The sequence below is a fragment of the Pseudomonas sp. MDT1-17 genome (assembly GCF_054898105.1).
The window spans coordinates 1,341,608-1,363,294 of sequence record NZ_JBUBVM010000001.1; the positions used below are offsets into that span (position 1 = coordinate 1,341,608).

Annotated in this window: 22 protein-coding genes and 4 pseudogenes; 13 read left to right on the forward strand and 13 right to left on the reverse strand. The window is 57.1% G+C overall.

Going from position 1 to position 21,687, the window contains the following annotated elements; all coding sequences use genetic code 11:
• Positions 1-279: 279 nt before the first annotated feature.
• Positions 280-840 (reverse strand): recombinase family protein, encoded by a 561-nt coding sequence (locus tag ACYZTX_RS05890; protein WP_462033309.1) that lies wholly within the window; start codon positions 838-840, stop codon positions 280-282.
• Positions 841-1,349: 509 nt separating this feature from the next.
• Between ACYZTX_RS05890 and ACYZTX_RS05895 the strand changes: the two genes are divergently transcribed.
• Positions 1,350-1,658, forward strand: coding sequence for a hypothetical protein (locus ACYZTX_RS05895; RefSeq protein WP_462033310.1), 309 nt, complete (start codon positions 1,350-1,352; stop codon positions 1,656-1,658).
• Between the two features lie 353 nt (positions 1,659-2,011).
• Here the strand turns inward: ACYZTX_RS05895 and ACYZTX_RS05900 are convergent, their stop codons facing one another.
• The 5 genes and pseudogenes from ACYZTX_RS05900 to ACYZTX_RS05920 all read right to left on the reverse strand — a co-directional run.
• Positions 2,012-3,262: a DUF5906 domain-containing protein gene (locus tag ACYZTX_RS05900; protein WP_462033311.1), complete on the reverse strand. Its 1,251-nt coding sequence runs from the start codon at positions 3,260-3,262 to the stop codon at positions 2,012-2,014.
• 294 nt (positions 3,263-3,556) lie between these two features.
• Positions 3,557-4,084 (reverse strand): hypothetical protein, encoded by a 528-nt coding sequence (locus tag ACYZTX_RS05905; protein WP_462033312.1) that lies wholly within the window; start codon positions 4,082-4,084, stop codon positions 3,557-3,559.
• An 18-nt stretch (positions 4,085-4,102) separates the two neighbouring features.
• Positions 4,103-4,588: a hypothetical protein gene (locus ACYZTX_RS05910; RefSeq protein WP_462033313.1), complete on the reverse strand. Its 486-nt coding sequence runs from the start codon at positions 4,586-4,588 to the stop codon at positions 4,103-4,105.
• A 789-nt stretch (positions 4,589-5,377) separates the two neighbouring features.
• Positions 5,378-7,015, reverse strand: coding sequence for a recombinase family protein (locus tag ACYZTX_RS05915; protein ID WP_462033314.1), 1,638 nt, complete (start codon positions 7,013-7,015; stop codon positions 5,378-5,380).
• A gap of 37 nt (positions 7,016-7,052) precedes the next feature.
• A pseudogene (locus ACYZTX_RS05920) lies at positions 7,053-7,211 on the reverse strand (histone deacetylase); the annotation flags it as partial.
• Between the two features lie 16 nt (positions 7,212-7,227).
• On the opposite strand from ACYZTX_RS05920, the gene ACYZTX_RS05925 reads away from it, so the two are divergent.
• From ACYZTX_RS05925 to ACYZTX_RS05935, 3 genes are all read left to right on the forward strand, one after another.
• Entirely contained in the window at positions 7,228-7,797 is a 570-nt protein-coding gene (locus ACYZTX_RS05925; protein WP_462033315.1) for a GNAT family N-acetyltransferase, read from the forward strand.
• A gap of 103 nt (positions 7,798-7,900) precedes the next feature.
• Complete coding sequence (gene tesB, locus ACYZTX_RS05930; RefSeq protein WP_462033316.1) at positions 7,901-8,770, forward strand: acyl-CoA thioesterase II; 870 nt, start codon at positions 7,901-7,903, stop codon at positions 8,768-8,770.
• On the forward strand, positions 8,767-9,360 hold the full coding sequence (locus tag ACYZTX_RS05935; RefSeq protein WP_462033317.1) for an HAD family hydrolase: 594 nt from the start codon (positions 8,767-8,769) through the stop codon (positions 9,358-9,360). Before tesB ends, ACYZTX_RS05935 begins: the two co-directional genes overlap by 4 nt.
• A 97-nt stretch (positions 9,361-9,457) precedes the next feature.
• Here the strand turns inward: ACYZTX_RS05935 and ACYZTX_RS05940 are convergent, their stop codons facing one another.
• The 3 genes from ACYZTX_RS05940 to ypfJ (ACYZTX_RS05950) all read right to left on the reverse strand — a co-directional run bounded on the left by ACYZTX_RS05940 (position 9,458) and on the right by ypfJ (ACYZTX_RS05950) (position 12,320).
• Positions 9,458-10,417 carry an alpha/beta fold hydrolase gene (locus ACYZTX_RS05940; RefSeq protein ID WP_462033318.1) on the reverse strand — a complete coding sequence of 320 codons (960 nt, stop codon included), beginning with the start codon at positions 10,415-10,417 and terminating at the stop codon, positions 9,458-9,460.
• Complete coding sequence (ypfJ, locus tag ACYZTX_RS05945; protein ID WP_462033319.1) at positions 10,418-11,311, reverse strand: KPN_02809 family neutral zinc metallopeptidase; 894 nt, start codon at positions 11,309-11,311, stop codon at positions 10,418-10,420.
• 151 nt (positions 11,312-11,462) lie between these two features.
• Positions 11,463-12,320: a KPN_02809 family neutral zinc metallopeptidase gene (ypfJ, locus tag ACYZTX_RS05950; RefSeq protein ID WP_462033320.1), complete on the reverse strand. Its 858-nt coding sequence runs from the start codon at positions 12,318-12,320 to the stop codon at positions 11,463-11,465.
• A 185-nt stretch (positions 12,321-12,505) separates the two neighbouring features.
• Between ypfJ (ACYZTX_RS05950) and ACYZTX_RS05955 the strand changes: the two genes are divergently transcribed.
• A complete protein-coding gene (locus tag ACYZTX_RS05955; protein WP_462033321.1) occupies positions 12,506-13,285 on the forward strand; it encodes an IclR family transcriptional regulator in 780 nt (259 codons plus the stop codon).
• A gap of 113 nt (positions 13,286-13,398) precedes the next feature.
• Positions 13,399-13,854 (forward strand): annotated as a pseudogene (locus tag ACYZTX_RS05960) (DMT family transporter); the annotation flags it as partial.
• A gap of 44 nt (positions 13,855-13,898) precedes the next feature.
• Here ACYZTX_RS05960 and ACYZTX_RS05965 read toward each other — a convergent pair.
• A pseudogene (locus ACYZTX_RS05965) lies at positions 13,899-14,081 on the reverse strand (MFS transporter); the annotation flags it as partial.
• Positions 14,082-14,083: 2 nt separating this feature from the next.
• Between ACYZTX_RS05965 and ACYZTX_RS05970 the strand changes: the two are divergent.
• Both ACYZTX_RS05970 and ACYZTX_RS05975 read left to right on the forward strand, forming a co-directional pair.
• Positions 14,084-14,517: pseudogene (locus ACYZTX_RS05970) on the forward strand (VOC family protein); the annotation flags it as partial.
• A gap of 102 nt (positions 14,518-14,619) precedes the next feature.
• Positions 14,620-15,297 (forward strand): TetR family transcriptional regulator, encoded by a 678-nt coding sequence (locus ACYZTX_RS05975; protein WP_462033322.1) that lies wholly within the window; start codon positions 14,620-14,622, stop codon positions 15,295-15,297.
• Positions 15,298-15,626: 329 nt separating this feature from the next.
• Here ACYZTX_RS05975 and ACYZTX_RS05980 read toward each other — a convergent pair whose 3' ends face one another.
• Positions 15,627-16,538, reverse strand: a complete 912-nt coding sequence (locus ACYZTX_RS05980; RefSeq protein ID WP_462033323.1) for a LysR family transcriptional regulator — start codon at positions 16,536-16,538, stop codon at positions 15,627-15,629.
• 143 nt (positions 16,539-16,681) lie between these two features.
• Between ACYZTX_RS05980 and ACYZTX_RS05985 the strand changes: the two genes are divergently transcribed.
• From ACYZTX_RS05985 to ACYZTX_RS05995, 3 genes are all read left to right on the forward strand, one after another.
• Positions 16,682-16,888 carry a tautomerase family protein gene (locus ACYZTX_RS05985; protein ID WP_129441029.1) on the forward strand — a complete coding sequence of 69 codons (207 nt, stop codon included), beginning with the start codon at positions 16,682-16,684 and terminating at the stop codon, positions 16,886-16,888.
• A 212-nt stretch (positions 16,889-17,100) separates the two neighbouring features.
• Positions 17,101-17,529 (forward strand): DUF4160 domain-containing protein, encoded by a 429-nt coding sequence (locus ACYZTX_RS05990; protein WP_462033324.1) that lies wholly within the window; start codon positions 17,101-17,103, stop codon positions 17,527-17,529.
• Positions 17,526-17,972, forward strand: coding sequence for a DUF2442 domain-containing protein (locus ACYZTX_RS05995; RefSeq protein ID WP_462033325.1), 447 nt, complete (start codon positions 17,526-17,528; stop codon positions 17,970-17,972). The genes ACYZTX_RS05990 and ACYZTX_RS05995 overlap by 4 nt, the downstream gene beginning before the upstream one ends.
• 54 nt (positions 17,973-18,026) lie before the next feature.
• On the opposite strand, the gene trmA is transcribed toward ACYZTX_RS05995, so the two are convergent.
• Together trmA and ACYZTX_RS06005 are read right to left on the reverse strand one after the other, a co-directional pair.
• Positions 18,027-19,106 carry a tRNA (uridine(54)-C5)-methyltransferase TrmA gene (gene trmA, locus ACYZTX_RS06000; RefSeq protein ID WP_462033326.1) on the reverse strand — a complete coding sequence of 360 codons (1,080 nt, stop codon included), beginning with the start codon at positions 19,104-19,106 and terminating at the stop codon, positions 18,027-18,029.
• Positions 19,103-20,398 (reverse strand): NCS2 family permease, encoded by a 1,296-nt coding sequence (locus tag ACYZTX_RS06005; protein ID WP_462033327.1) that lies wholly within the window; start codon positions 20,396-20,398, stop codon positions 19,103-19,105. Before ACYZTX_RS06005 ends, trmA begins: the two co-directional genes overlap by 4 nt.
• A gap of 215 nt (positions 20,399-20,613) precedes the next feature.
• Here ACYZTX_RS06005 and ACYZTX_RS06010 point away from each other — a divergent pair, with 215 nt between their 5' ends.
• Together ACYZTX_RS06010 and ACYZTX_RS06015 are read left to right on the forward strand one after the other, a co-directional pair.
• A complete protein-coding gene (locus tag ACYZTX_RS06010) occupies positions 20,614-21,069 on the forward strand; it encodes a DUF4879 domain-containing protein (RefSeq protein WP_462036992.1) in 456 nt (151 codons plus the stop codon).
• A 66-nt stretch (positions 21,070-21,135) separates the two neighbouring features.
• The gene (locus tag ACYZTX_RS06015) at positions 21,136-21,687 is read left to right on the forward strand and encodes a DJ-1 family glyoxalase III (RefSeq protein ID WP_462033328.1); all 552 of its coding nucleotides are present in this window, start codon (positions 21,136-21,138) and stop codon (positions 21,685-21,687) included.

Sequence of the window (21,687 nt, forward strand, 5' to 3'; positions counted from 1 at the left end):
AAATGCCTGCTTTTGGCCGTTCTCTGTCGGTCGTAAGCCACTCTTTGAAATCCGCTGATACCCAAACTTTTCAAAATCGGCACCTGCCCTCGGCCGAATATTGCCTGTGAATCTGTGGCGGAATATCAGGGCGGAGAATCTGGCAGATCGGCGGATTTCCCGCACAGGGTGGGTCGGGGTTAAGAGCCATTCCCGTGCCACCTCGCTGCCGGCAACTACAAATTCAAAATATCAAGGCTCAAAGAAAAGCCCCGCACTTGGCAGGGCTTGCAGAGAGGGTTAAGCCTTGTTCCAGTGGCGTTTGACTGTAGCAATGCCGATCTTCAGTTCACCAGCTACTTGAGACTGTGTCATGTCTTTGGCTTTCAACGCCTGTACAGACTTAGTGGTTTCAACAGCTACTGGACGACCACCCTTATTAGGGGAGCGGGCCAAGCCTTCTCTCGTGCGTTCCTTGATACGGTCACGCTCAAACGCTGCTACAGCAGCCAGCACGGTGAGTTGTAGCTTACCCGCTGCACTGGTGAGGTCTACGCCGTCAAGGTCAAGGGAGCGAACATGGACCCCCACAGCAGCCAACTTCTCTACTGTGGCGAGGACGTCTTGCACATCACGACCTAGACGATCCAACTTCAGCACTACGAGGGTATCGCCTGCTTCCAGACGTTCGAACATCTTACTGAACTGGGGACGCTGTAAGGCTGGCACTCCACCGCTAATCTGCTCAGAGAACCAGCGAGCCGGGAGGATATCGAAGCCCTTGCTGGCGAGTGCCACCAATTGGTTGTCTGTATGTTGCTCGGTTGTCGACACACGACCATATGCAAATTGGCGACTCATTTCTCGCATCTCCTAGCATCACTTACGGTGGGATCATATTGCACTGGTATCATCAACCTGTCTACCCGTAATTGATGACACCAATCTGGGTATCGGATAGACGGTATCATTTAACGGTCGTTTGTTGGTACCTACAGAAGTGCCGGTTGCTGGGGCCGCATCACTTCTGGAGGTGCATCCAAAACTGGATCGACGTCTGCTGCGACGATGAACCAAAACTGGACCATCAACCGGACCGCTTGGAATCCTGAGAAATAAGCGTTTTCGCGGATTTGCGGCGTGATGCCCGACAACTCTGCTGCATCCGAAGCAAGTTGCACGAAAAGAGAGGCTGGCTTAGCCCCCTGTAGCGGCAACGCGCCATAAACAGGGGTACTGACGTGCTACAAAAGTATCAGCCCCTGTAGCCGACGCCTAGCCGGGTTAGATAACTAATAGATGCCCTATTAGACATGCACTCGCGTTCGACTATGATCACTGGTGTGATTATTCGGATTGGGACAACCACCATGGAGTTCTTCAAGATGCTGCTGAGAGGTATAAAACCAAAGCCGCTCTACTTAGATGATCTTTTTGCCGCCGACAAGTTAGAGCCCGGCACTATCACCGTGATGAGAACTCTCATCGGGAAATGGCTTCCCGAAAACTTTGACGACCGTACAACAGAGCAGATTCACGCACTTTACAAAGCACTAAGCGAGCATGAGGCCGGGCATAAGGCCGGGGAGCCGTATGTTTTAGGCAAGGGGATGTTTTCAGACTGGGGCGCCCCTATAGAGCAACTTAAGGTAGTACCGGCAAACCCCAAGCGGAAATAAGTTTTGCAGAGCATCTTGGGGCTGATGCTTGGCGAGAATGCCCGCCAGCGGGAAGTATGCCGGGAACATGTTTCGATAGGCGGGAGAGAAAACCTCTGCACTGTGAAACTAACAGGACTGTACCCGCTAGCCGCAAGCGGCTTACCGTTCGTGGCTAAAGCCACTTCACTCACGCGAATACCGTTCACTACGTTCCCGGTATATCGCGTAACTCCTGCCCTTAATATAAAAAGATGCAGTGGAAGCGTCACGAGCGTCACGAGTACTCCAGACCCCGCAGCCCGTGGGCCTCGCAGGCGTGACGCTTTGCTGGAGGGAGCGACACCGAAGCGTCACGAGCGACACGATAAGCGTCACGCCGCATATGCCTTTTGCATTTCGGCAGGCGTAGACGTCTCGGACAAACCAGCGGCGAGCCCCTTCAGAGTGATCCACCAGCGGGCTAGATTCGTACGCTTCTGTTTGCATCCTAACTTCGCCAATTCTTTTGTAATGGCAGAAGATGAAACATCAGTATCGGTGGACTGCCTGTAGGCACTTTCGATGTCAGCGGCCTTGAGCACCAGCACATCGTCGATATATTCGGCAACGAACTCGGCCAACTCTTCACGCGGGCTGAAACCGATCATCTCCTTCTTGCTCTGCGTCATTGGCGCCGGGTTTGTCGGGTAGAAGTCGGCTAGGCTGATCTGCTCCAGGTAATCGCGTACCACTTGGAAACCGCCAGCGTCTTCTAGCCATGGACGCAACTCGCCGTTAATGAAGCGGGAAGTCTCGTTAACATCGACCTTGTGCCTGATGAACTGAGGCACCCAGAAACGGCGGTCCCCTGCTTCAAGGTCCAGCGGCACCAGATCGTTGCTGGTGACAACGAAGTTGATAAAGTTGTCCACGGTCACTATTGGCTGGTGCTTCCGGTTCAACGTGAACGTCCCACCGCCCTGAATGGTCTTGAGGGTGTTTGCCGTGGTTTCGCCATTCCTATAAAGCTCGTCGATGACAATGAACGTCTTGCCTTCCAACACCTCGTTGAAATCGCCTACAACGCTCTTCAGACCCGTATTAGCCACGCTCTTTTTACCGAGCAGACCAGTCATCAGGCACTCAACGAAGAACCCTTTTCCGGTGCCTTGATCACTTCGCAGCAATGGCGAAACAATGATACGGCGGTGAGGGTAACGCACTGTCCAAGCCATCCAGCGAGTGAAATAGGCACGCTCTTCATTATCAGGAAACCAGCGTGTCAGGAACTCAAGGAATGGGGCACCCTGCTCCCTTGTCACCTTCTGGCCGGATGGTTGCAGCATGGGCGGTTGCCAGAGATTCAGCAGATCACCTTCCAGAATGGTTTGCCCTAGCGGCTGGAAACCTTCACCCATTACGACAGTTAGAGGCAGGTTGTCGCCCTGCTTCAATTCCGTGCCGCCGTTCTTCCGATAGTACGTCAACAGAACGTAGGGATCAGACTGGACAATACCTGTCACCAGATCACGGTAACTAGGAAGAGCCGACTTGGACGGAACGCGGACAAACCGGTCTTTCAGTGCTTGTCGTGCTTGTGCCTCTTTAGCCTTTGGGGCGAGTTGTACTACGGTTGCGGACATGCATATCTCCTTATATGAGATGTTGGGTTGGTTATTTGTTTTGCTTTGTGTGCGTTTTCAGAAGGCCGGCAATGTAAGCGGCGACACTGATACCGGCTGCATCGGCCTGAAGGCGTAGAGCTGCGTAGGTGTCTGGGGGAAGTCGTAAGTGCAACATGGGTGTCTCTCCATTATTTATCTCGGTCCATAAAACGCCTTTCACCAGACAGCAGGAAACCGACGTAGTCAGTTGGGCCATTCGGCTTGACTATCGGGGATAGCAGTTCAGGGAAGGCGGATATAGTGCGGGAGAAGTTACTTAGCTGTCGCGGCTTTCTTTGGCAAGTACGCGGCGATCAAATCAGAAAGTGCGAACTCTTCTTCGCTTACCTGAAGTTCTGCCTCTGCTTTAGCTTTAGCCGCAGCCGCCTCGCGGGCTCGTCGAGAAATTGTAATGTCCATTTGTCGGCGGGTTTCGAGTTGGTTACGCTCGTAACGGTCTGCCGTATATTTAACCTTCGCCTGACCCGCAACTTCAAGAAGATCGGCATCGACAATAGTCGCCGGCTTTTTGAGCTGCACGCTAAGATATAGCGGGCGGCAGAGGGAGGTTGCAACGGTGTACCCGTTTTTAAACCAGCTTGCTAGTTCATTAAGAGCGTGAGTTAGCGGCTCCTCACTTACCCAAGACACGTTCACACCCAAGTCTGGATATGCTGGCGACATGCAGTTACGGAAGTATTGCACTTCGCTCTGCTTAATTAGTTTCTGTAGTTCTGCGTCACTGTGTTTTTCGATTTCGATAACGTTAGTGCCGTACACGTGTGTAGCTGTAGTTGTCATGCTTGTTATACCTTATGATTACTTAGATTTCTTACGTGTTTTGATCTGCGTTATAAGGCTCTGTCGGGCCCTGTCATCGCTGGGGGATGATTTGGTATTACTTGCGTCAGTAGCGGCTGCTATACGCTTCTGGCGGTCATCTAGAAGGGCCACCAACTCAGTACGGGAAACGCCCCGCTTAGCGGCTTCTGCATTCATGAAGGTTTCTAGATTGGCCTTGGCAATGCTAATGGCTAACTTGGCTTTGGCGAGCTTCACCTGTGCTGCTGCATGAGCTTGTTTAGCCTTGGCAATCTTTTGTCGCCCTGCTCGATAAAACTCCAGATCACTAAGTGTAGCAATAGTTCCGGAGGGAAATACCTCATTCTCAAGACGATTGATGAAATCGACTTCAGCCTGAGTAACAGGTACATACTCATATCGACTCGATTCGCCTATACGATCTGTCAGACCCATGATTCCTTGGTGGACTTTATCCACTTCGATATACAGTTGTTGTGTCATGCTGCCGCTTCTTGTTGGTTAAGTTGTTGGTGTGCCTCTTGTGCATTGAACTCTAGTTCCAATTCTGCCTGTGTCTGCTTCCGGGCTGCACGGTAGTTGCGAGTTTGGCATGTACCGGTACACCAGCGACTGCGGTGACTTCGGCTATAATACATAGCCCCGCAGTGATGGCAGTATTTCCGCTTGAGCGGATAACGCTTTATCATTAGTTGTATCTCTGAGTGTGTAGTTGCTTTCGACAAGCCAAAGAAAACCCCTAACTCCGTATGAGAGTTTCGGGGGAACCGGCTATCAGTTGTTTGCACTGAGTAGTGCGGAAGACTTCCTGCTTTGCAGGAACTTGAATCAGTGACCGTCTTCTGTTGCATCCTGACGGTCGAGGACTGGCATTAACGACAATAGGGATATGCCTAGCCCTATAGCCATTATGGCGACACTTCCTAAGGAATAACGTCGATCTTCTGCACTTGGATCGACAACAAGTACTTAACAACATAGTTCGGCAAGGATTAGGCCTAACTATGTTGTCGGCAGGCGGAAACTTTTCTGGGGGGGGAGTTACTTGAGGGGTTTATCTAACTAAGCACACATGGTAGCACTACTAGCCCATCTTGTCAAGTGAAGAATCACACTTCTTTCGATATTGCAATACTTATTTTTACTAAATTGACGAGCGGTGGACATCCCCAGACGTGGGGCCATGTTGCGGAGCGACGCAGGCGTGACGCTGGGTGCAAACTGGTGGGGTATGCCCCTGTTTGCGGGGCATGGCCCTGTATGCGGGACACTTCAGTCTTGAGCGTCAAGGTAGTCCGCAAGGTCGTCGTCCATGTAGGCGGACAAATCCGTCCCCTTTATACGCTGCTGCCACTGCTCGGACGTAGTAATGGTGACGTACTGCGGGAACTGCACTTGACCGTATTTGTCGACGAACAGAGCGTCTCCATTTCTGAGGTTGATCTCCCACATCTTGTATTTGCGTGCATAGCCGACGTACTGGGCAACTTCAGCGAGGTTATCGTCGGCGCTGACCTTGACCTCAAGTGCCCCGTCGCGATGGCAAACTATTCGGTATCCATCCTGTTGCAGCAGGTTGGAAATTGCGAAGGGATCAGTATTAAGAAACCGCTGGAATTCCGGCATGCCGACTACTGCCGTGTCTGCCACCGTTGGTAAAAACGCCAACTCTTCTATTAGCAGCTTCTTCTCATCCACCAACTTCTGATAGTCCGCTTGGGCATCTTTATCGCTAGCGTCCAGCATCACAAGTTGCCGTAGTCTGCCCTGCTGCTGCTTCAACTGATCAATCTGGCCATCGAGCTTGATTCGATGGCGCTGATTCTCTGGCAGTTTGGTGCGTTGGTATGCCCGGAAAGCGTGGGGCTTGCGGGTTGCCTCATAGAACCAACCAATGACCGGTACAGGGATAGTTTTCTGGTTCGTGCATTTGCCGCTGTTCTGCATCCGGCGATAGCAACGAACTGCATCGGTCTGCTGCCTAGCGTTTTGACGGAGCAGCACCATATTGGCCCCGCAATCACTGCATTGCAGGAGTCCAGCCAAGGGGAATTTACGGGCGACCGTAACTGGTTGATCGGCTAAGCCGTCCAGCATCTTCTGTACTTGGTAGAACAACTCGTCGGTGACGGCTTCCTCGAAGACGCCCTTAATCAGTTCACCCGGAACCCGCTTCTCTTCACCGTCCACCTCGACGGTTGTGGTGCGTTGCCAGTGGCCAATGGCGGCAGGATTTCGCAGAGCGTGCTTGAGACTTTGCCTGTTGGCGAAGTACTGGCCGTACTGGATTGCTAGGGCACGTAGGGGGACGCCGTTAGAGAAGGCTTGGAAAACCTGCTTCAGAACGTCGGTCTCAGGTTGCTTCAGCTTGCCTTCACTTGTGAGCCAGAACGGATTGCGGCGTTTAATCGGATTTCCGAGCTTCGCTTCCTTGGCCCGGTCGGTGTACGAATCTCTAATGTGGCCAGCGATGGTGTTCGAGTAGTCGTAGGCCGCGAAAGCGTGATACGCCAGACCCATCAAACTCTGGCTCGTCAGGCTTGAGCTGTCGTAACGAACCCCGTCCTTTATGGTTATCAGATCGACACCGGCCTCGATGATCGTTTCGAGATGCCGCAAAGTCTGTAGCGGTGGAAGCCGGCTGAATCTGTCCAACGCTTCAACAAGAACAACTGAGCCAGCGGGTATGTAGCCTTGCTCGATGGCGAGCAGCAGTTTGCCTAGCGCCCCCTCTTTGATGTGATCACCCTTGTAGCCGCTTATGCCCAGGTCGCTAAAAGTCCTTTCGTACCGGGTGTAGGTGGGGTTCCGAGCAAACCACTGGGTTACCCGCTCTTCCTGCCGGTCAAGGCTGCTGCCGTCACCCTGCTCAACGCTAGAAAATCGAATGTACGGCACTGCAATCGGCATGGTGATACCCTCAGAAATTATCACTGTATACATTACATCTCTGGAGGCGAAACTTGTCCATGGGGAAGCGGTGATCCGCCGGGAACTCGGGACTGTAGTCTTCGTGGTAGATCAGGGGCAGGGGCATGGCTGATTTATCCAGGAAGGCCTGTAGGAATGAGTGAAGGATCCTACCAGCGATGTAGACTTGCGGCATGGAAACGGGGGGCACGATGGAGCCGATACTGAAACTCGAGAGCGCGCGACTGCTGTTACGGCAGTGGCGCGATGAGGATTTGCCTGAGTTTGCGGCGATGTGCGCCGATCCACAGGTGATGCGATATTTTCCGGCGCCCTTGAGTCGACTGGAAAGTGCTTCGCTGATCGGGCGGATTCGTGGCCATTTTGCCGAGCATGGCTTCGGACTCTGGGCGCTGGAGCGCAAGGATACCGGGGCATTTATCGGATTTACCGGGCTCGGGGTAGTCGGTTTCGACGCGCCTTTCACCCCGGCCACCGAAATCGGCTGGCGCCTGGCCCGCGAGCACTGGGGCCTTGGCTACGCCAGCGAAGCGGCGTGGACCGCTCTGCGCTGCGGGTTTGACCGGTTGCCGCTGAAAGAGGTCGTGTCCTTCACCAGCGAAACCAACATGCCGTCGCAGAAAGTCATGCAGGCGATCGGCATGCACCATGATTCAGCGGATGATTTCGAACACCCAAGGCTCGCGGTCGATAATCCCCTGCGTCACCATGTGTTGTACCGCATCACTCGTGAACAATGGCTGCAAACCTTGCATGGATAAGCCGGCACGGACGTTTACAATGGCGCCCATGGGCCCTGGCCGGAAATTGAATCGACCGTCGCAGCGAAGACTGCGCGGCATGCGTTGTGTGAGGAGAGTCTGAATGAGCCAAGTGTTGGATGATCTGGTTGACCTGCTGACCCTGGAACCGATCGAAGAAAACCTGTTCCGTGGCCGCAGTCAGGATTTGGGTTTCCGTCAGTTGTTCGGCGGTCAGGTGATCGGTCAGTCTCTGTCGGCGGCCAGTCAGACGGTCGAAGAAGCGCGCCATGTGCATTCGATGCACGGCTATTTCCTGCGTCCGGGCGATTCCGCGTTGCCCGTGATTTATCAGGTTGATCGGGTGCGCGACGGCGGCAGCTTCAGTACGCGTCGGGTGACAGCAATTCAGAAAGGCAACCCAATCTTTACCTGCAGTGCCTCCTTTCAGTACGACGAAGAAGGCTTCCAGCACCAGGCCGAGATGCCGATTGTGGTCGGCCCGGAAAACCTGCCGTCGGAGCTGGAACTCGCTCAGCAGCGCGCGCACCTGATCCCCGAGCACATGCGCGAAAAACTGCTATGCTCCAAACCGATCGAATTCCGACCGATCACCGAGAAAGATCCCTACAACCCGCAACCGTCCGATCCGATCAAGTACGTCTGGTTTCGCGCCGACGGCGCCTTGGCCGATTCCCCGGCGCTGCATAAATACCTGCTGGCCTACGCCTCGGATTTCGGTCTGCTGACCACGTCGATGCAGCCTCACGGCAAGTCGGTCTGGCAGAAAGACATGCAGGTCGCCAGCCTCGATCACGCGCTGTGGTTCCACGCGGACCTGCGTGCCGATGACTGGTTGCTCTACGCGATGGACAGCCCGTGGGCCGGCAATTCCCGTGGCTTTACCCGTGGCAGCGTGTTCAACCGCGCCGGGCAACTGGTGGCGTCGGTCACGCAGGAAGGCCTGATTCGCCACCGCAAGGATTGGGCATGAGCCTGGCCGAGGTGCGGCACTGGGTGTTCGACATGGACGGCACCCTGACGGTGGCCGTGCATGACTTCGCGGCGATCCGCGTGGCGTTGGCGATCCCGGCCGAAGACGACATCCTGACCCACCTCGCCGCGCTCCCGGCCGATGAAGCCGCGGCCAAACATGCGTGGTTGCTGGAACACGAACGAGACCTGGCGCTGGGTTCGAAAGCGGCACCGGGCGCGGTAGATCTGGTGCGTGAGCTGGCCGGGCGCGGTTATCGCCTGGGCATTCTCACCCGCAATGCCCGCGAACTGGCGCACGTCACACTGGCGGCGATTGGCCTGGCCGACTGCTTTGCGCAGGAGGATGTGCTGGGTCGTGATGAAGCACCGCCAAAACCCCATCCTGGTGGTTTGCTGAAGTTGGCCCAGGCCTGGAATGTACCGGCCAGTGAAATGGTGATGGTCGGTGATTACCGATTTGATCTGGATTGCGGCCGGGCGGCAGGGGCGCGGACGGTGTTGGTGAACCTGCCGGATAATCCGTGGCCGGAATTGACGGATTGGCATGCCGCCGATTGCGTGGCGTTGCGGGAAATGTTGTTCGCTTGACGGCCTCTTCGCGAGCAGGCTCGCTCCCACATTGGAATGCGGCCAAATGTGGGAGCGAGCCTGCTCGCGAAGGCGTCGATTCAGCCAACACAAAAACTCACTGACCGAACAACGCTTTCTGCCCCTGCGGCGAGTTGAACATTCCATCCCCATCATGCCCGACCCCAGGCACTTCGATCAGTTGCTGACTCAACCCTTGAGGATGCCGCCGTTTCAGAGAAGCAAAATAATTGCGCCCGCGAACCAATCGATTGGTGCCCTGAGCTTGGGCCTCACAGCTTTTGTCCAGCGCCGGATGCTTCGGGTCGCTGTCTTTCTGCCCGAGTAGATAAACGATGTCGCGCTTGACGTAGTTTTCTTCCAGCTGCGCAGGCGTTTGCCCTTCGACGTAGGCAGGTAAATCCGTCAGCCCGTACTTCCAGCGATTGAAATTCGGGCAACCGGCGTGGCTGAACGCAACCGGCCGTCGTTCATCGAAGTACGCATAAGAAGACGGGTTCGCAATGACGTAACGCACTTGTATGTCGGCCGCCTTGAGCGCTGGCTGATCGTGGCCCAGCAATGCATAGCGCTGCACCACCTGAGCGCCACCGGAGTGACCGGCGATGATGATTTGCTTCACGTCCGGAAACTGTCGGCGATCGCCGATTCGGGCGATGATTTCGTCGAGCGCAGCGTAGGAACTCAGGGAAAACGGAGCGGTGGATAAGCCCCCACCCATCCAGTCATTGCCCTGCCAGCGCAATACGCTGTCAGCCACGGGATGGGCCGCGATGTCGGTTTCATTGAGAAATTGCGGGGCGAGCACCAAGGTGCTCGCGCTTTGCCCGGCCTGTTCGGCCGCGTGCTCGGCTCTCTGGCGATAGGTTGGGGCATTGCGCGAAAGACCGTGGATGATGATCAACACACGTTCGATTTTCGTCGGCGCCGTGCCGATGCCCACCGCGATTTCACCTGAAGTCAACAGCAGGCGTCCGGGGCTGACCTCCTTGACCGCATGCTCGGCAGCCTGGGCGCTTGCGCAGGTGATCAGTAGAGTTAACAGCCACTTATTCATTTATAGATTTTTCGCTGCAAAGGTATCGCACTGGCCAACCTGGCCTTGCGCAAATCCGGTTTTGAACCAGCGCACCCTTTGCGCCGACGTACCATGAGTAAACGAGTCGGGGACGACACGCCCCTGACCTTGCTGCTGCAAACGGTCATCGCCGATGGCGTTCGCGGCGTTCAAGGCTTCTTCGATGTCACCGGGTTCCAGCCAGTTCAGCCGCTTCTGCGCATTGTTGGCCCAGACCCCGGCCAGGCAATCGGCTTGAAGTTCCTGGCGCACCAGCAATCCATTGTCACCTTCCATTTGCTGGCCCTGTTGGCGAGCGGTCTGAATTTTCGCTGAAACGCCAAGCAAGGTCTGCACGTGGTGTCCGACTTCGTGAGCGATGACGTAGGCCTGCGCGAAGTCACCCGCTGCGGCAAAGCGTTGGGACATTTCCTGGAAGAAACTCGTGTCCAGATAGACTTTCTGGTCCGCCGGGCAGTAGAACGGACCGGTCGCCGATGTCGCCAGGCCACAGGCCGAGTTGACACGGCTACTGAACAGCACCAAGGTCGGATTCTTATACTGCCGACCGGCCTGCTGGAAGATCTGGCCCCAAGTGTCTTCGGTGTCGCCGAGGATCGAGCGCACGAATTCGGCCCCTTCATCATTGGCCGGCGGTGCCTTGCGGGTTTCGGTCGGTGCGGGTGCCGATTGCTCGCTCATCTGCCCGGTGAGTTGTCCGAGGATCTGCATCGGGTCCTGGCCGGTGATCCAGCCGATCCCGACAATCAAAATAATCGCCGTCAGGCTCAGGCCCTTGCCGCCACCGAAGCGCATCCCGCCACCACCACCGCCGACATTATCTCCACGGGCATCCACCACGTTGTCGCTGCGTCGGCCTTTTTTCCATAGCATGTGGGGAATCCTCTTTCTTATCGGGTGAAGGCGCGTGGTGATGAGTGTTGCTGGTGTGGCGGCGTGGCGCCAGTCCAGTCGTCAGACAGCCTTTCGCGGCGCCGGTTCTGTGGCCTGCACTGACATTAGCGGTTTCGTCGGCGGGAGGGTATTACAGGTCCACGATCGTGAAGGTGTCGCAGGCATTGATCCGGCCTGTGGCGAATCCGGATTTGAACCAGTTCGCCCGCTGCTCCGAAGTGCCATGACTGAACGTCTCCGGTCGTATTGCGGCGTTTTGGGCGCGTTGCAGATAATCGTCGCCGAACACTGCGGCGGCATGCAGGGCCGTGTCGATGTCACCGGGCTCCAGCCAGGCCAGTCGTTTTTGCGCATGATGCGCCCAGACGCCGGCGAGGCAATCGGCCTGCAACTCCGCGCGAACCTCCAGGCCGCCATCACCGGTAACCGGTTGCCGCTTGTCCAGGGCTGTCTCGAAAGGTTCGGATATCCCCAGTTCAAGCTGCACGTGGTGGCCGATTTCGTGCGCGATGATGTAGGCCTGGGCGAAGTCGCCGATCACCGAAAACCGCTGGGCCATCTGCGCAAAAAACTCCGGATCGAGATAAATCTGCTGATCGTCCGGGCAATAAAACGGACCGCTGCCGCCGTTGGCAAAACCGCAGCCGGAAGTCACGTCATGGCTGTACAAGGTCAGCGTAGGTGGCGGGTAGTGGCGACCGGACTGGGCAAAAAGTTGTTTCCAGGTGTCTTCGGTATCGCCCAGCACGGACTGAGCGAACAGTAATTTCGGGTCGTCAGAGGGCTGGGGGGCGGTGTAGTGGCTGGGGGCATCCGTTTCGGCAGACACTACGCCCGGTGTCGTACTGAGCGTCGAGTAAAGTCCTACACCCGCCAATGCGGCGGCGGCCAGTCCGGCGCCCAGGGCTTTCCCTGTGAGTTGGCGGGCATCCTTGCCCTCGCGAGTGTCGTTGACGTTCTCGCTGCGTCTTGCCTTGTTCCATAACATGTTTACGGTTTCTCCATAGATTGATTGGGCGGGTATCGCCGAACCTATGAATAACCGCACTGGCGAACATAGGTAGGCGAAATGTGTAAGGGTTGGTAAACCAGCGTCAGGATTACAGCGAGTTCCAGATTTCGCATTCGACGGGTTGTCTTCTAGAATCGGGAAAATTTCGTTGGGAACCCTCCATGGCCGGCAGTCAGATCGAACGTGTCTTCAACGTGCTCGAAAGCCTCACCAGTGATCCTCGCGGCCTGCCGATGCAGATGCTCGCGGAGCAGCTGGACATCCCTAAAAGCGCCACTCACCGTCTGCTCGCGGAACTGATCCGGCTGGGTTATGTGCGGCAGAATCCGGAGAGCCTGCGGTATCACTTGTCCACCAAACTGGTGGCGATGGGTTTTCGTTATCTGTCGGGCAGCGGTGCCGATATCGTTCAGCCCGTGCTGGATCGCCTGGCCGAGGAAACCGGGGAGCTGGTACGTCTTGGGGTGATTGAAGGCGAGCGGCAAATATGGATCGCCAAGTCTCAGGGGGCTCGTTCCGGCCTGCGTTACGACCCGGAAATGGGCCGCGATGCGCCTTTGTTCTATACCGCGTCGGGCCATGCGTGGCTGGCGTGCATGAGTGATGCCGAGGCGTTGTCGCTGGTGGAACGCCAGGGCGGCGAGCGGCCTGAAGACCTAGGGCCGAATGCACCGCGTTCCAACATTGAACTGCTCGAGCGTTTGCGTCTTGCGCGAGAGCAGGGTTACGCCTGGGTCGAGGAAAGTTCGGCTGTGGGCACCTCGGCAATCGCGGCGGTGGTGCGGCACCCGAGGGAGGGGCGGGTGATCGGTGTGCTGAGCATCGCCGGGCCGAGTGCGCGCATGCCGGGCGCACGGTTGCATGAGTTGGCGCCGCTGCTGTTGAGGTATGCCGAGGAGTTGGCGGCGGCGAGTCTGGCGTCGGAGTTGTTCAGCTCGTAAAACTGTGCGGTGTTCGAACACATCCGGCCTATGCTTGTATTGTAATCTGGAACCAGGTTCTAAATTATTGGAACTCGCCGTCCGCGACACGTTTCACTTCGCAAAGGATACACATGACAGCAAGCACTCCGCTCTCCGGCGTAAACCAACCCTTCAAAGGGATTTTGCTGATCGTTGTTGCGACTTTTCTGTTTTCCAGCCATGACGCTTTTTCGAAATACCTCTCGGGGTTCTATCCGATCGTGATGGTGGTCTGGGCCCGCTATGTGGTTCACACCGTGTTGATGGCCGGAATTTTTCTGCCGCAGTCCGGGTTGCGCGTCCTACGGACCAAGCGGCCGATGCTGCAGTTGGTGAGGGCGTTGTGCCTGTTGGGCACCAGTTTGTTTTTTACCACCGGCCTCCAGTACATCCCGTTGGCGGAAGCGACGGCAGTCAACTTTCTTGCGCCGGTTTTGGTGACCGCGCTGTCGGTGCCGCTGCTGGGTGAGCGCGTCACCCGTGGCCAGTGGATTGCGGTGATTTGCGGATTCATCGGCGTGTTGATCATCAGCAGAGTCGTCGGTGAGAGAAGCATGGCAGGCCTGGAATCAGGCCTGCCGGGGGAGGGGTTTTACGGAGTGACGGTCGGAATCTTGCGCGGTGCCATGAAGTACATCCAGATCAGCGCGATGAAGTACATCGCCGGAATCATGGTGAACAGCATGGTGTAGTTGTTGTTGGTGATCGTCAGAATGTGGCCGACCAACTGGGTCATGAACACCCCGCCGATGGCGGCGCACATGCCGCCGAAACCGTTGGGTGCTGTTCTATAAAAGCCTGCTGGATTTCGAGGCCGACGATGAAGTGGTGCTTCCCGATCCATATGGCTTGGTAAGAGCCGGGCGCTGCGCAGCCGTTGCAGTTCGATCCGCTTGCCGCTGAACATTTCCGAGAACCGCAACACCGCGATCTCACATGCGCTGTCGAGTTATCGCGGCTCCGGTGTGCATCACATCGCCTTCGATTGCGACGACATCTTTGCCGAAATCAGCCGGGCCAAAGAGGCGGGTGTACCGCTGCTGGGTGGCGAACTGTTTCACGTGTACACCGAGCCGTTTGAAGGGCGGTTCTTCTTTGAAATTATCCAGTGCAAGAACGGCTATGCGGGATACGGTGCGGCCAACGTGGCGGTGCGACTGGCGGCCATGGCCAAATCCCGCAGTGGTGCCGTACGTCAGGCAAAGTTGTAGGAAAATCGTAAACACGGGTACAAACCGCGGCCGCGCGGCTTCCTTCACTGTGCGGCCCGGCCCATAATCGCCAGCCTGTGCAGTGATGGCCGTGAGCCCGCAATGACAATAATTTCAGAACTCTCCCCTGCGCCCGGCGAACCCATGGCCGAGCCCCGCAAGAGTCGCAAGAACAACCCGGAAAAGACCCGCGAGAACATCCTTCAAGAAGCCATTGTCGAGTTCGTCCAGCAGGGGCTTTCCGGCGCTCGCGTCGATGCGATCGCCGAACGTATCCACACCTCCAAACGCATGATCTATTACTACTTCGGCAGTAAGGAACAGCTCTACGTCGAGGTGCTGGAGAAGCTCTACGGCGATATCCGCAGCACCGAAAACCGTCTGCACCTGACCGAACTGGCGCCGGTGGAAGCGATTCGTCGGCTGGTTGAATTCACGTTCGACCACCATGATCGCAACGTCGACTTTGTGCGGATTGTCAGCATCGAGAACATTCACAACGCTGAATACGTGAAACGTTCCGATGCGATCAAGGCGATGAACAACACGATTCTCGATTCACTGGGCGAGATTTTGCGTCGCGGTGCCGAGGAAGGCGTGTTTCGCGCGGGGCTTGAGCCGCTGGATGTGCACCTGCTGATCAGTTCGTTCTGCTTCTATCGGGTGTCGAACCGCCATACATTCGGTGAGATTTTTCAGATCGACCTGCCGGACGAAAGCATCAAAGAGCGTCATCGCGAGATGATTTGCGAGTCGGTTCTGCGGTATCTGCGGGCCTGATGTGCACGGAAAGGTGATATTCAGGCCGGTAAAGTTCATGCGTTCGGCGGCCATCAACAGTCCGGCCAATACCGCTGTTCTGAGTCACGGCCTTCACCCCTTCAAACGTTGACTGAAATGCTCCAGCGCTCTCGGGTGCCGAGCAGGTTCAGATTCGGGCCGTTGAGCACCAGAACGATCGGGGGCATCGGGGTCTCTCCACTTATTATTTTTGGCATTGGCCGAGGGTTTCAGCCTGTGGAGATAAATTGTACTAGCTGGTTAATCTGATCAATTGAAGAGGCGGTTCGCAAGGTTTTTGTGTGCGGTGATCGGACGGTTTCGGTTTTTCAGCGCGGCAGATGTTCAACCAGAAAATCGATAAACGCCCTCAACCGCAGCGGCATATGGCGACTTTGCGGGTAGAGCAGGGTGAACGGCCGCGAGCGTCCGCCATAAGGCTTGAGGACTTCCACCAGCGAGCCATCGGACAGTTCTTTTTCGACAATGAAGCGATAAGTCTGAAACAACCCTGCTCCATGTTTTGCCAGGGTCACGCCTCCCAGCACATCGTCGGAACAACTGAGGTTGCCCTCGGCCAGAATCTCCCGCGGTGTGCCACTGTCGTTGAACAACCAGGCAATGCGTCGGCCGCTGCTGGGCAGTTCGTACTGAATGCATTCGTGCTGCTGAAGGTCATCCAGGGTGTACGGGACGCCGACTCGTTTCAGGTAATCGGGACTGGCAATCATCACCAGCGCCGCATCCTCAAGATGTCGGGCGATCAGTCCGGAATCCGGAATCGCCCGCACGCGGATGGCCATGTCATAGCCCTCGCCGACAAAATCGATATTGCGATTGCTGATGTGCGACTCGACCTTCACCGCGGGATAGCGTGCCCGAAAAGCCGGTAGCAAAGGCAGGATTCGGTGATGGGCATAGGTGGTGGGAATGCTGATGCGCAAGGTACCGGACGGCTGTTGCTGCTGGCCCATGACCTCGCGTTGGGCCTCGACAAGTTGTGCCAGCGCCTGGCGGCATTCCTCGTAATACCGCCGACCACTGTCGGTCAGTTTGACGCTTCGGGTGGTGCGCGCGAACAACCGCACGCCCAGGCGCTCTTCCATGCGCGACACCGAGCGGCTCACGGCTGCCGGCGTCACGCCAGCCACCAGCGCGGCGGCGGTAAAGCTGCCAGCCTCGGCGGCCAGACAAAACAGTTCGATGCTGCCCAATTGAAGATCGTCGAATTGTCGCTGCATGATTAATTACACCGGGGACCAAATGAAGTGCTGGATTTCGCCACTGTAGATGAATTCAGCGAAGCGGTGCTTTACTTGACCAGCGCCGACTTCACCAACGGCAAGTGGTCGGTCTTTTTTAATCACCGGACAGGAGCAACGTCATGCCTTTCGTCAGTGTGCGTATTACCCGTGACGGCGTGACCCGGGAGCAGAAAGCCCAGGTCATCGCCGAAATCACCGACACCTTGCAGCGAGTCCTCGGCAAGCCCCCGGAGCTGACCCACATCGTGATCGAGGAGGTCGACACGGATAATTGGGGTTATGCGGGCATCACCACCACCGAATATCGAAAAAACCAGTCGGGATGATTTCTGACAAGCCAAGACAGCCGTCCTCGGGACGGCTTTTTTGTAGGCGCGAGGAAAGGATTGCTTACCATTTTTCGGTGTTATCCACCGACCCGAGCCGAGCCTTGGCGCTAGTCTCAACAGTCGCAGTGATGATTCAACACAGCGCCAGTTATCGGATTTTCCAGGGAATGTCGGGTCTTCGGGCTCATTAACCTAACGGATGGGTTAGCATGAGATTATTCAGCTACAAAGGGTTTTCAATGGTGATCATGTTGCGCGATGAGCACTGCCCGCCGCATGCACATGTGGATGCCGGAACCTGGAGTGCGCGCTTCAAATTCAGCTTCTGGCACAACAGTGTCGAACTGTGGGACGTGGTTCCTCATTCTCGCAGGCCACCTGTGGCGGTGCTGGAAGGGTTGCGTCACGCACTCGGACAACCCGCTCATTTGCGCCGCGCTCGGTGTATCTGGTGGGACAAGCTACAAACGGTCTGCCTCGATCATCAGCTATGGGACTGGCAAACCAGCGAAATCGTGGTGGTAAAAAGGGTCGCCAGTACGACCTGCATGATTGGCTCGGCTTGCTATGAGCCCGAGACGAACAAGACCCTACTGGCGCTGATGGGCGTTCCGGAGGGTGTGGAGATCGAACTATGAAAACGATAACAGCAAAAATGTTGGTGGATCGGCCCGTAACCGAGGCCGTGCTGGATGAAGCCATCCAGCGTGGGCAAGTGCGGCACAAAGGCGGTCTGCAGGCGACTTCGGTGACCTTTGTGGAACCGTGCCTGGCGGTCGGTTTCATTGATGGCAGTGGCGTGCTTTTGCCCGTGCGCCACTATCCGGAATTCGATAATTTCGACGTCGATGATTTCGCAGACCTGAAAGTCGGCTTTTCCGGGACAGCCCTTTGCCACGAAGGTAAAGATCTGCAGGTTTCTATCGCCGGGATGATTTCGGCCAGCAAGCCGCTGATGGATATGGCCGCGTCGGTCATCGCTTCGCGTAACGGTCGCCAGAGCAGCGCCGCTAAAGCAGAGGCTGCCCGGGCGAATGGCCGTAAGGGCGGGCGTCCGCGCAAGGCAGATGTCACACTTTAAGCACGCACAAAAAAGCCGTCGTGATGACGGCTGATTTGTTTCTGCCAACGGCAATCAACGACGGGTCAACAACACCCCGGATTCCATGTGATGGGTCCACGGAAACTGGTCGAACATTGCGCATCGCGTGATGCTGTGGGTGTCGTGCAGTTGGGCGATGTTGGCCGCCAGGGTTTCCGGGTTGCAGGAAATATAGAGGATGTTGTCGAAGCGACGGGTCAGCTCGCAGGTGTCCGGGTCCATACCGGCGCGAGGCGGATCGACGAAGACGCTACCGAATTCGTAGCTCTTCAGATCGATGCCGTGCAGACGACGGAACGGACGAACTTCGTTCAGGGCTTCGGTCAGCTCCTCGGCGGACAAACGCACCAACGTGACGTTATCCACAGCGTTTTCGCTGAGATTGCTCAACGCTGCGTTGACCGAGGCCTTGCTGATTTCGGTGGCCAGCACTTTGCGCACGCGCGTCGCGAGCGGCAGGGTGAAGTTGCCGTTGCCGCAATACAGCTCCAGCAAATCGTCGGAGCGATCACCGAGTGAGTCGTAAGCCCAGTTGAGCATCTTCTGGTTCACGCTGCCGTTGGGCTGGGTGAACGCGCCTTCCGGCTGGCGGTAGCTGAAGGTGCGACCGCCGACTTCCATCTGCTCGACCACGTAATCGTGACCAATCACTTCGCGTTTGCCCTTGGAGCGGCCGATGATGCTGACGTTCAGATCGGCGGCCAGTTTCGAGGCCGCCGCGTGCCAATGCTCATCCAGCGGGCGGTGATAGCACAGCGTGATCATCGCATCGCCGGCCAACGTGGTCAGGAACTCCACCTGAAACAGCTTGTGGCTCAGGGCCGCGCTCGCTTTCCACGCTGCCTTCAGCTGCGGCATCAACTCGTTGATGCGCAGGCTGGCGATCGGGAACTCTTCGATCAGGATCGGTGTGCGTTTATCTTCCTGGGAAAACATCGCGTAGTGACGCTCGCCGGCTTCGCGCCACAAGCGGAATTCGGCGCGCAGGCGGAAATTTTGCAGCGGCGAGTCGAACACTGCAGGTTCTGGCGCACCGAACGGGGCCAGCAGGTCACGCAGGCGCGTGACCTTTTCTTCGAGCTGAACGGCGTAAGCCTGGGAATCAAAAGTCATGCGTTGAACCAACCCAACTTGATCACGAACAGAATCGACAGAATCACCAGCGCCGGGTTGAGCTCACGGGCGCGGCCGGACAGCAACTTGATCGCGGTCCAGGAGATGAAACCGAAGGCGATGCCGTTGGCGATGGAATAAGTGAACGGCATGGCCAAGGTGGTGACCACGACCGGTGCGGCGACTGTGATGTCGTCCCAGTCTATTTCGGCCAGGCCGGATGTCATCAATACCGCGACGAACAGCAGTGCAGGCGCGGTAGCAAAGGCTGGAACGCTGGCCGCCAATGGCGAGAAAAACAGCGCCAGCAGGAACAGAATCGCTACGACAACGGCGGTCAGGCCGGTGCGGCCACCGGCGCTCACGCCGGCTGCGGATTCGATGTAGCTGGTGGTGGTCGAGGTGCCCAGCAGCGAACCGGCCATGGCCGCGGTACTGTCTGCGATCAGGGCGCGACCCATTTTCGGCATATGACCGTCCTTGCCCATCAGGCCGGCGCGCTTGGCGACGCCGATCAGGGTGCCGGAGTTGTCGAACAGGTCGACGAACAGGAAGGCGAAAATCACGCTGACCAGACCGATGTCCAGGGCGCCCTTGATGTCCAGTTGCAGGAACGTCGGGGCCAGGGACGGCGGCATCGACATCACGCCGCCAAACGGGGTGAAGCCCATCACGATCGAAACGATGGTCACCGCCAGAATGCCGATCAGTACCGCGCCGCGAATTTTCAGGGCTTCGAGCGCCACGATCAGGGCAAAGCCGAGGGTCGCGAGGATCGGGGCCGGTTGTTTCAAATCGCCGAGGCCGACCATGGTTGCCGGGTTGCTCACCACGATGCCCGCGTTATGCAGGGCGATCAGGGCCAGGAACAGGCCGATACCGGCGGCAATCGCCGAGCGCAGCGGCAACGGGATGCTGTTGATGATCCATTCGCGGATGCGGAAGATCGACAGCAGGAAAAACAGCACCGCCGAGATGAACACGGCCCCCAGCGCCACTTGCCAGGTATGGCCCATGTGCAGGACCACAGTGTAAGTAAAGAAAGCGTTCAGGCCCATGCCCGGCGCGAGGGCGATCGGGTAGTTGGCGATCAGGCCCATCACCGTGGAGCCGATGGCGGCTGCAAGACACGTGGCGACGAACACCGCGCCCTTGTCCATGCCGGTCTCGCCGAGGATGCTCGGGTTGACGAACAGAATGTAGGCCATGGCCAAAAAGGTCGTGACGCCCGCCAGAATCTCGGTCCGCACGTTGGTGTTATGTGCCTTGAGTTGAAACAGCCTTTCCAGCATGTCTGCTCCCCGTGGCGCGCCCGGCGCCGTGAATGTATCGACCTCAACAGCAAAGCACAGACCGCTGATGGCGCCCTGGTCATTTTCTGTGGGTCGGAAAAAGCCGCGCATCATACCAGCAGCGTGGGTCTATGGCTGCTTATGGCTGCGATCGTCGTCGATGTTTTGCGTCAAAGCCAACTGCGCCATACTGCGCGCTGGTTTTGGGGGTATGTATGTATTGCATGAATAAACGTCTGATTGCCGTATTCGGAGTGTCGATCGCCCTGTTTCTGGGGGCACACACCGCCTCGGCTGCATCGGCGGCGCCGTTGAGTCAGGTGAAGGTACTCAAGGTCGAGTCGCCGGGCTGTGGTTTTGAAAACATTGCCGAGGGACAGGAGCAGACGCGCTGTAATCACAGCGGACCGAACATCAGGATCTACGTGCTGGAAGTCGGCTACGGCCGCAGGGCACATGTCGGGCTGGATGGTTTTGACGTGAACGGCACCCGAACCCCGGTCTGTGCTTTTGATAATGGCAACCTGACCGAGTGCACCGTCGGGAGAAAAACCGTCGGCTATTTATATGTCTTCGATCTGGCCGGCAAGCAGGAAGGCACATTCACCTTCAGCAACACGTCGATCAACGCGCCAGGCAATACGCTGTCGACGCAGCTTTACATCAAGTAACGGCGGGTTCGAACAAGGGACAGGAAACCTGACTACGCTTTAAAGATCATCCTGTGGACTGCGCCCATGACCTTTAGAGCTCTGATTACCCTCGCCGAGGGCATCGATGACCTGCAATCAGCGACCCTGATCGATGTGTTGCGCCGCGCCAAGGTGGAAGTGGTGGTGGCCAGTATCGAGGGGCGACGCATGATCACGTGCGCCCGCGGCACCCGCTTGACGGCCGATGCGATGCTGGTGGACTTGCTGGCACAGCCGTTCGACCTGATCGCCCTGCCCGGCGGTACCGTGGGGGCGCAACATCTGGCGGCCCATCAACCCCTGCAACAATTGATCAAGGATCAGGCCGCGGCCGGACGTCTGTTCGCCGGTATCGCCGAGGCCCCGGCGCTGGCGCTGCAAGCCTTTGGCGTACTGCGTCAGAGGCGCATGACCTGCCTGCCATCGGCCAGCCATCAACTGTTGGGCTGCAACTTCGTCGATCAACCGGTGGTGGTCGATGGCAACTGCATCACCGCGCAGGGTTCGGCGGCAGCATTGGTGTTTGCCCTGACGCTAGTGGAACAACTCTGCGGCAAAGCCACGCGAGCGGCAGTGGCGGGGGAGTTGGTGGTTTAG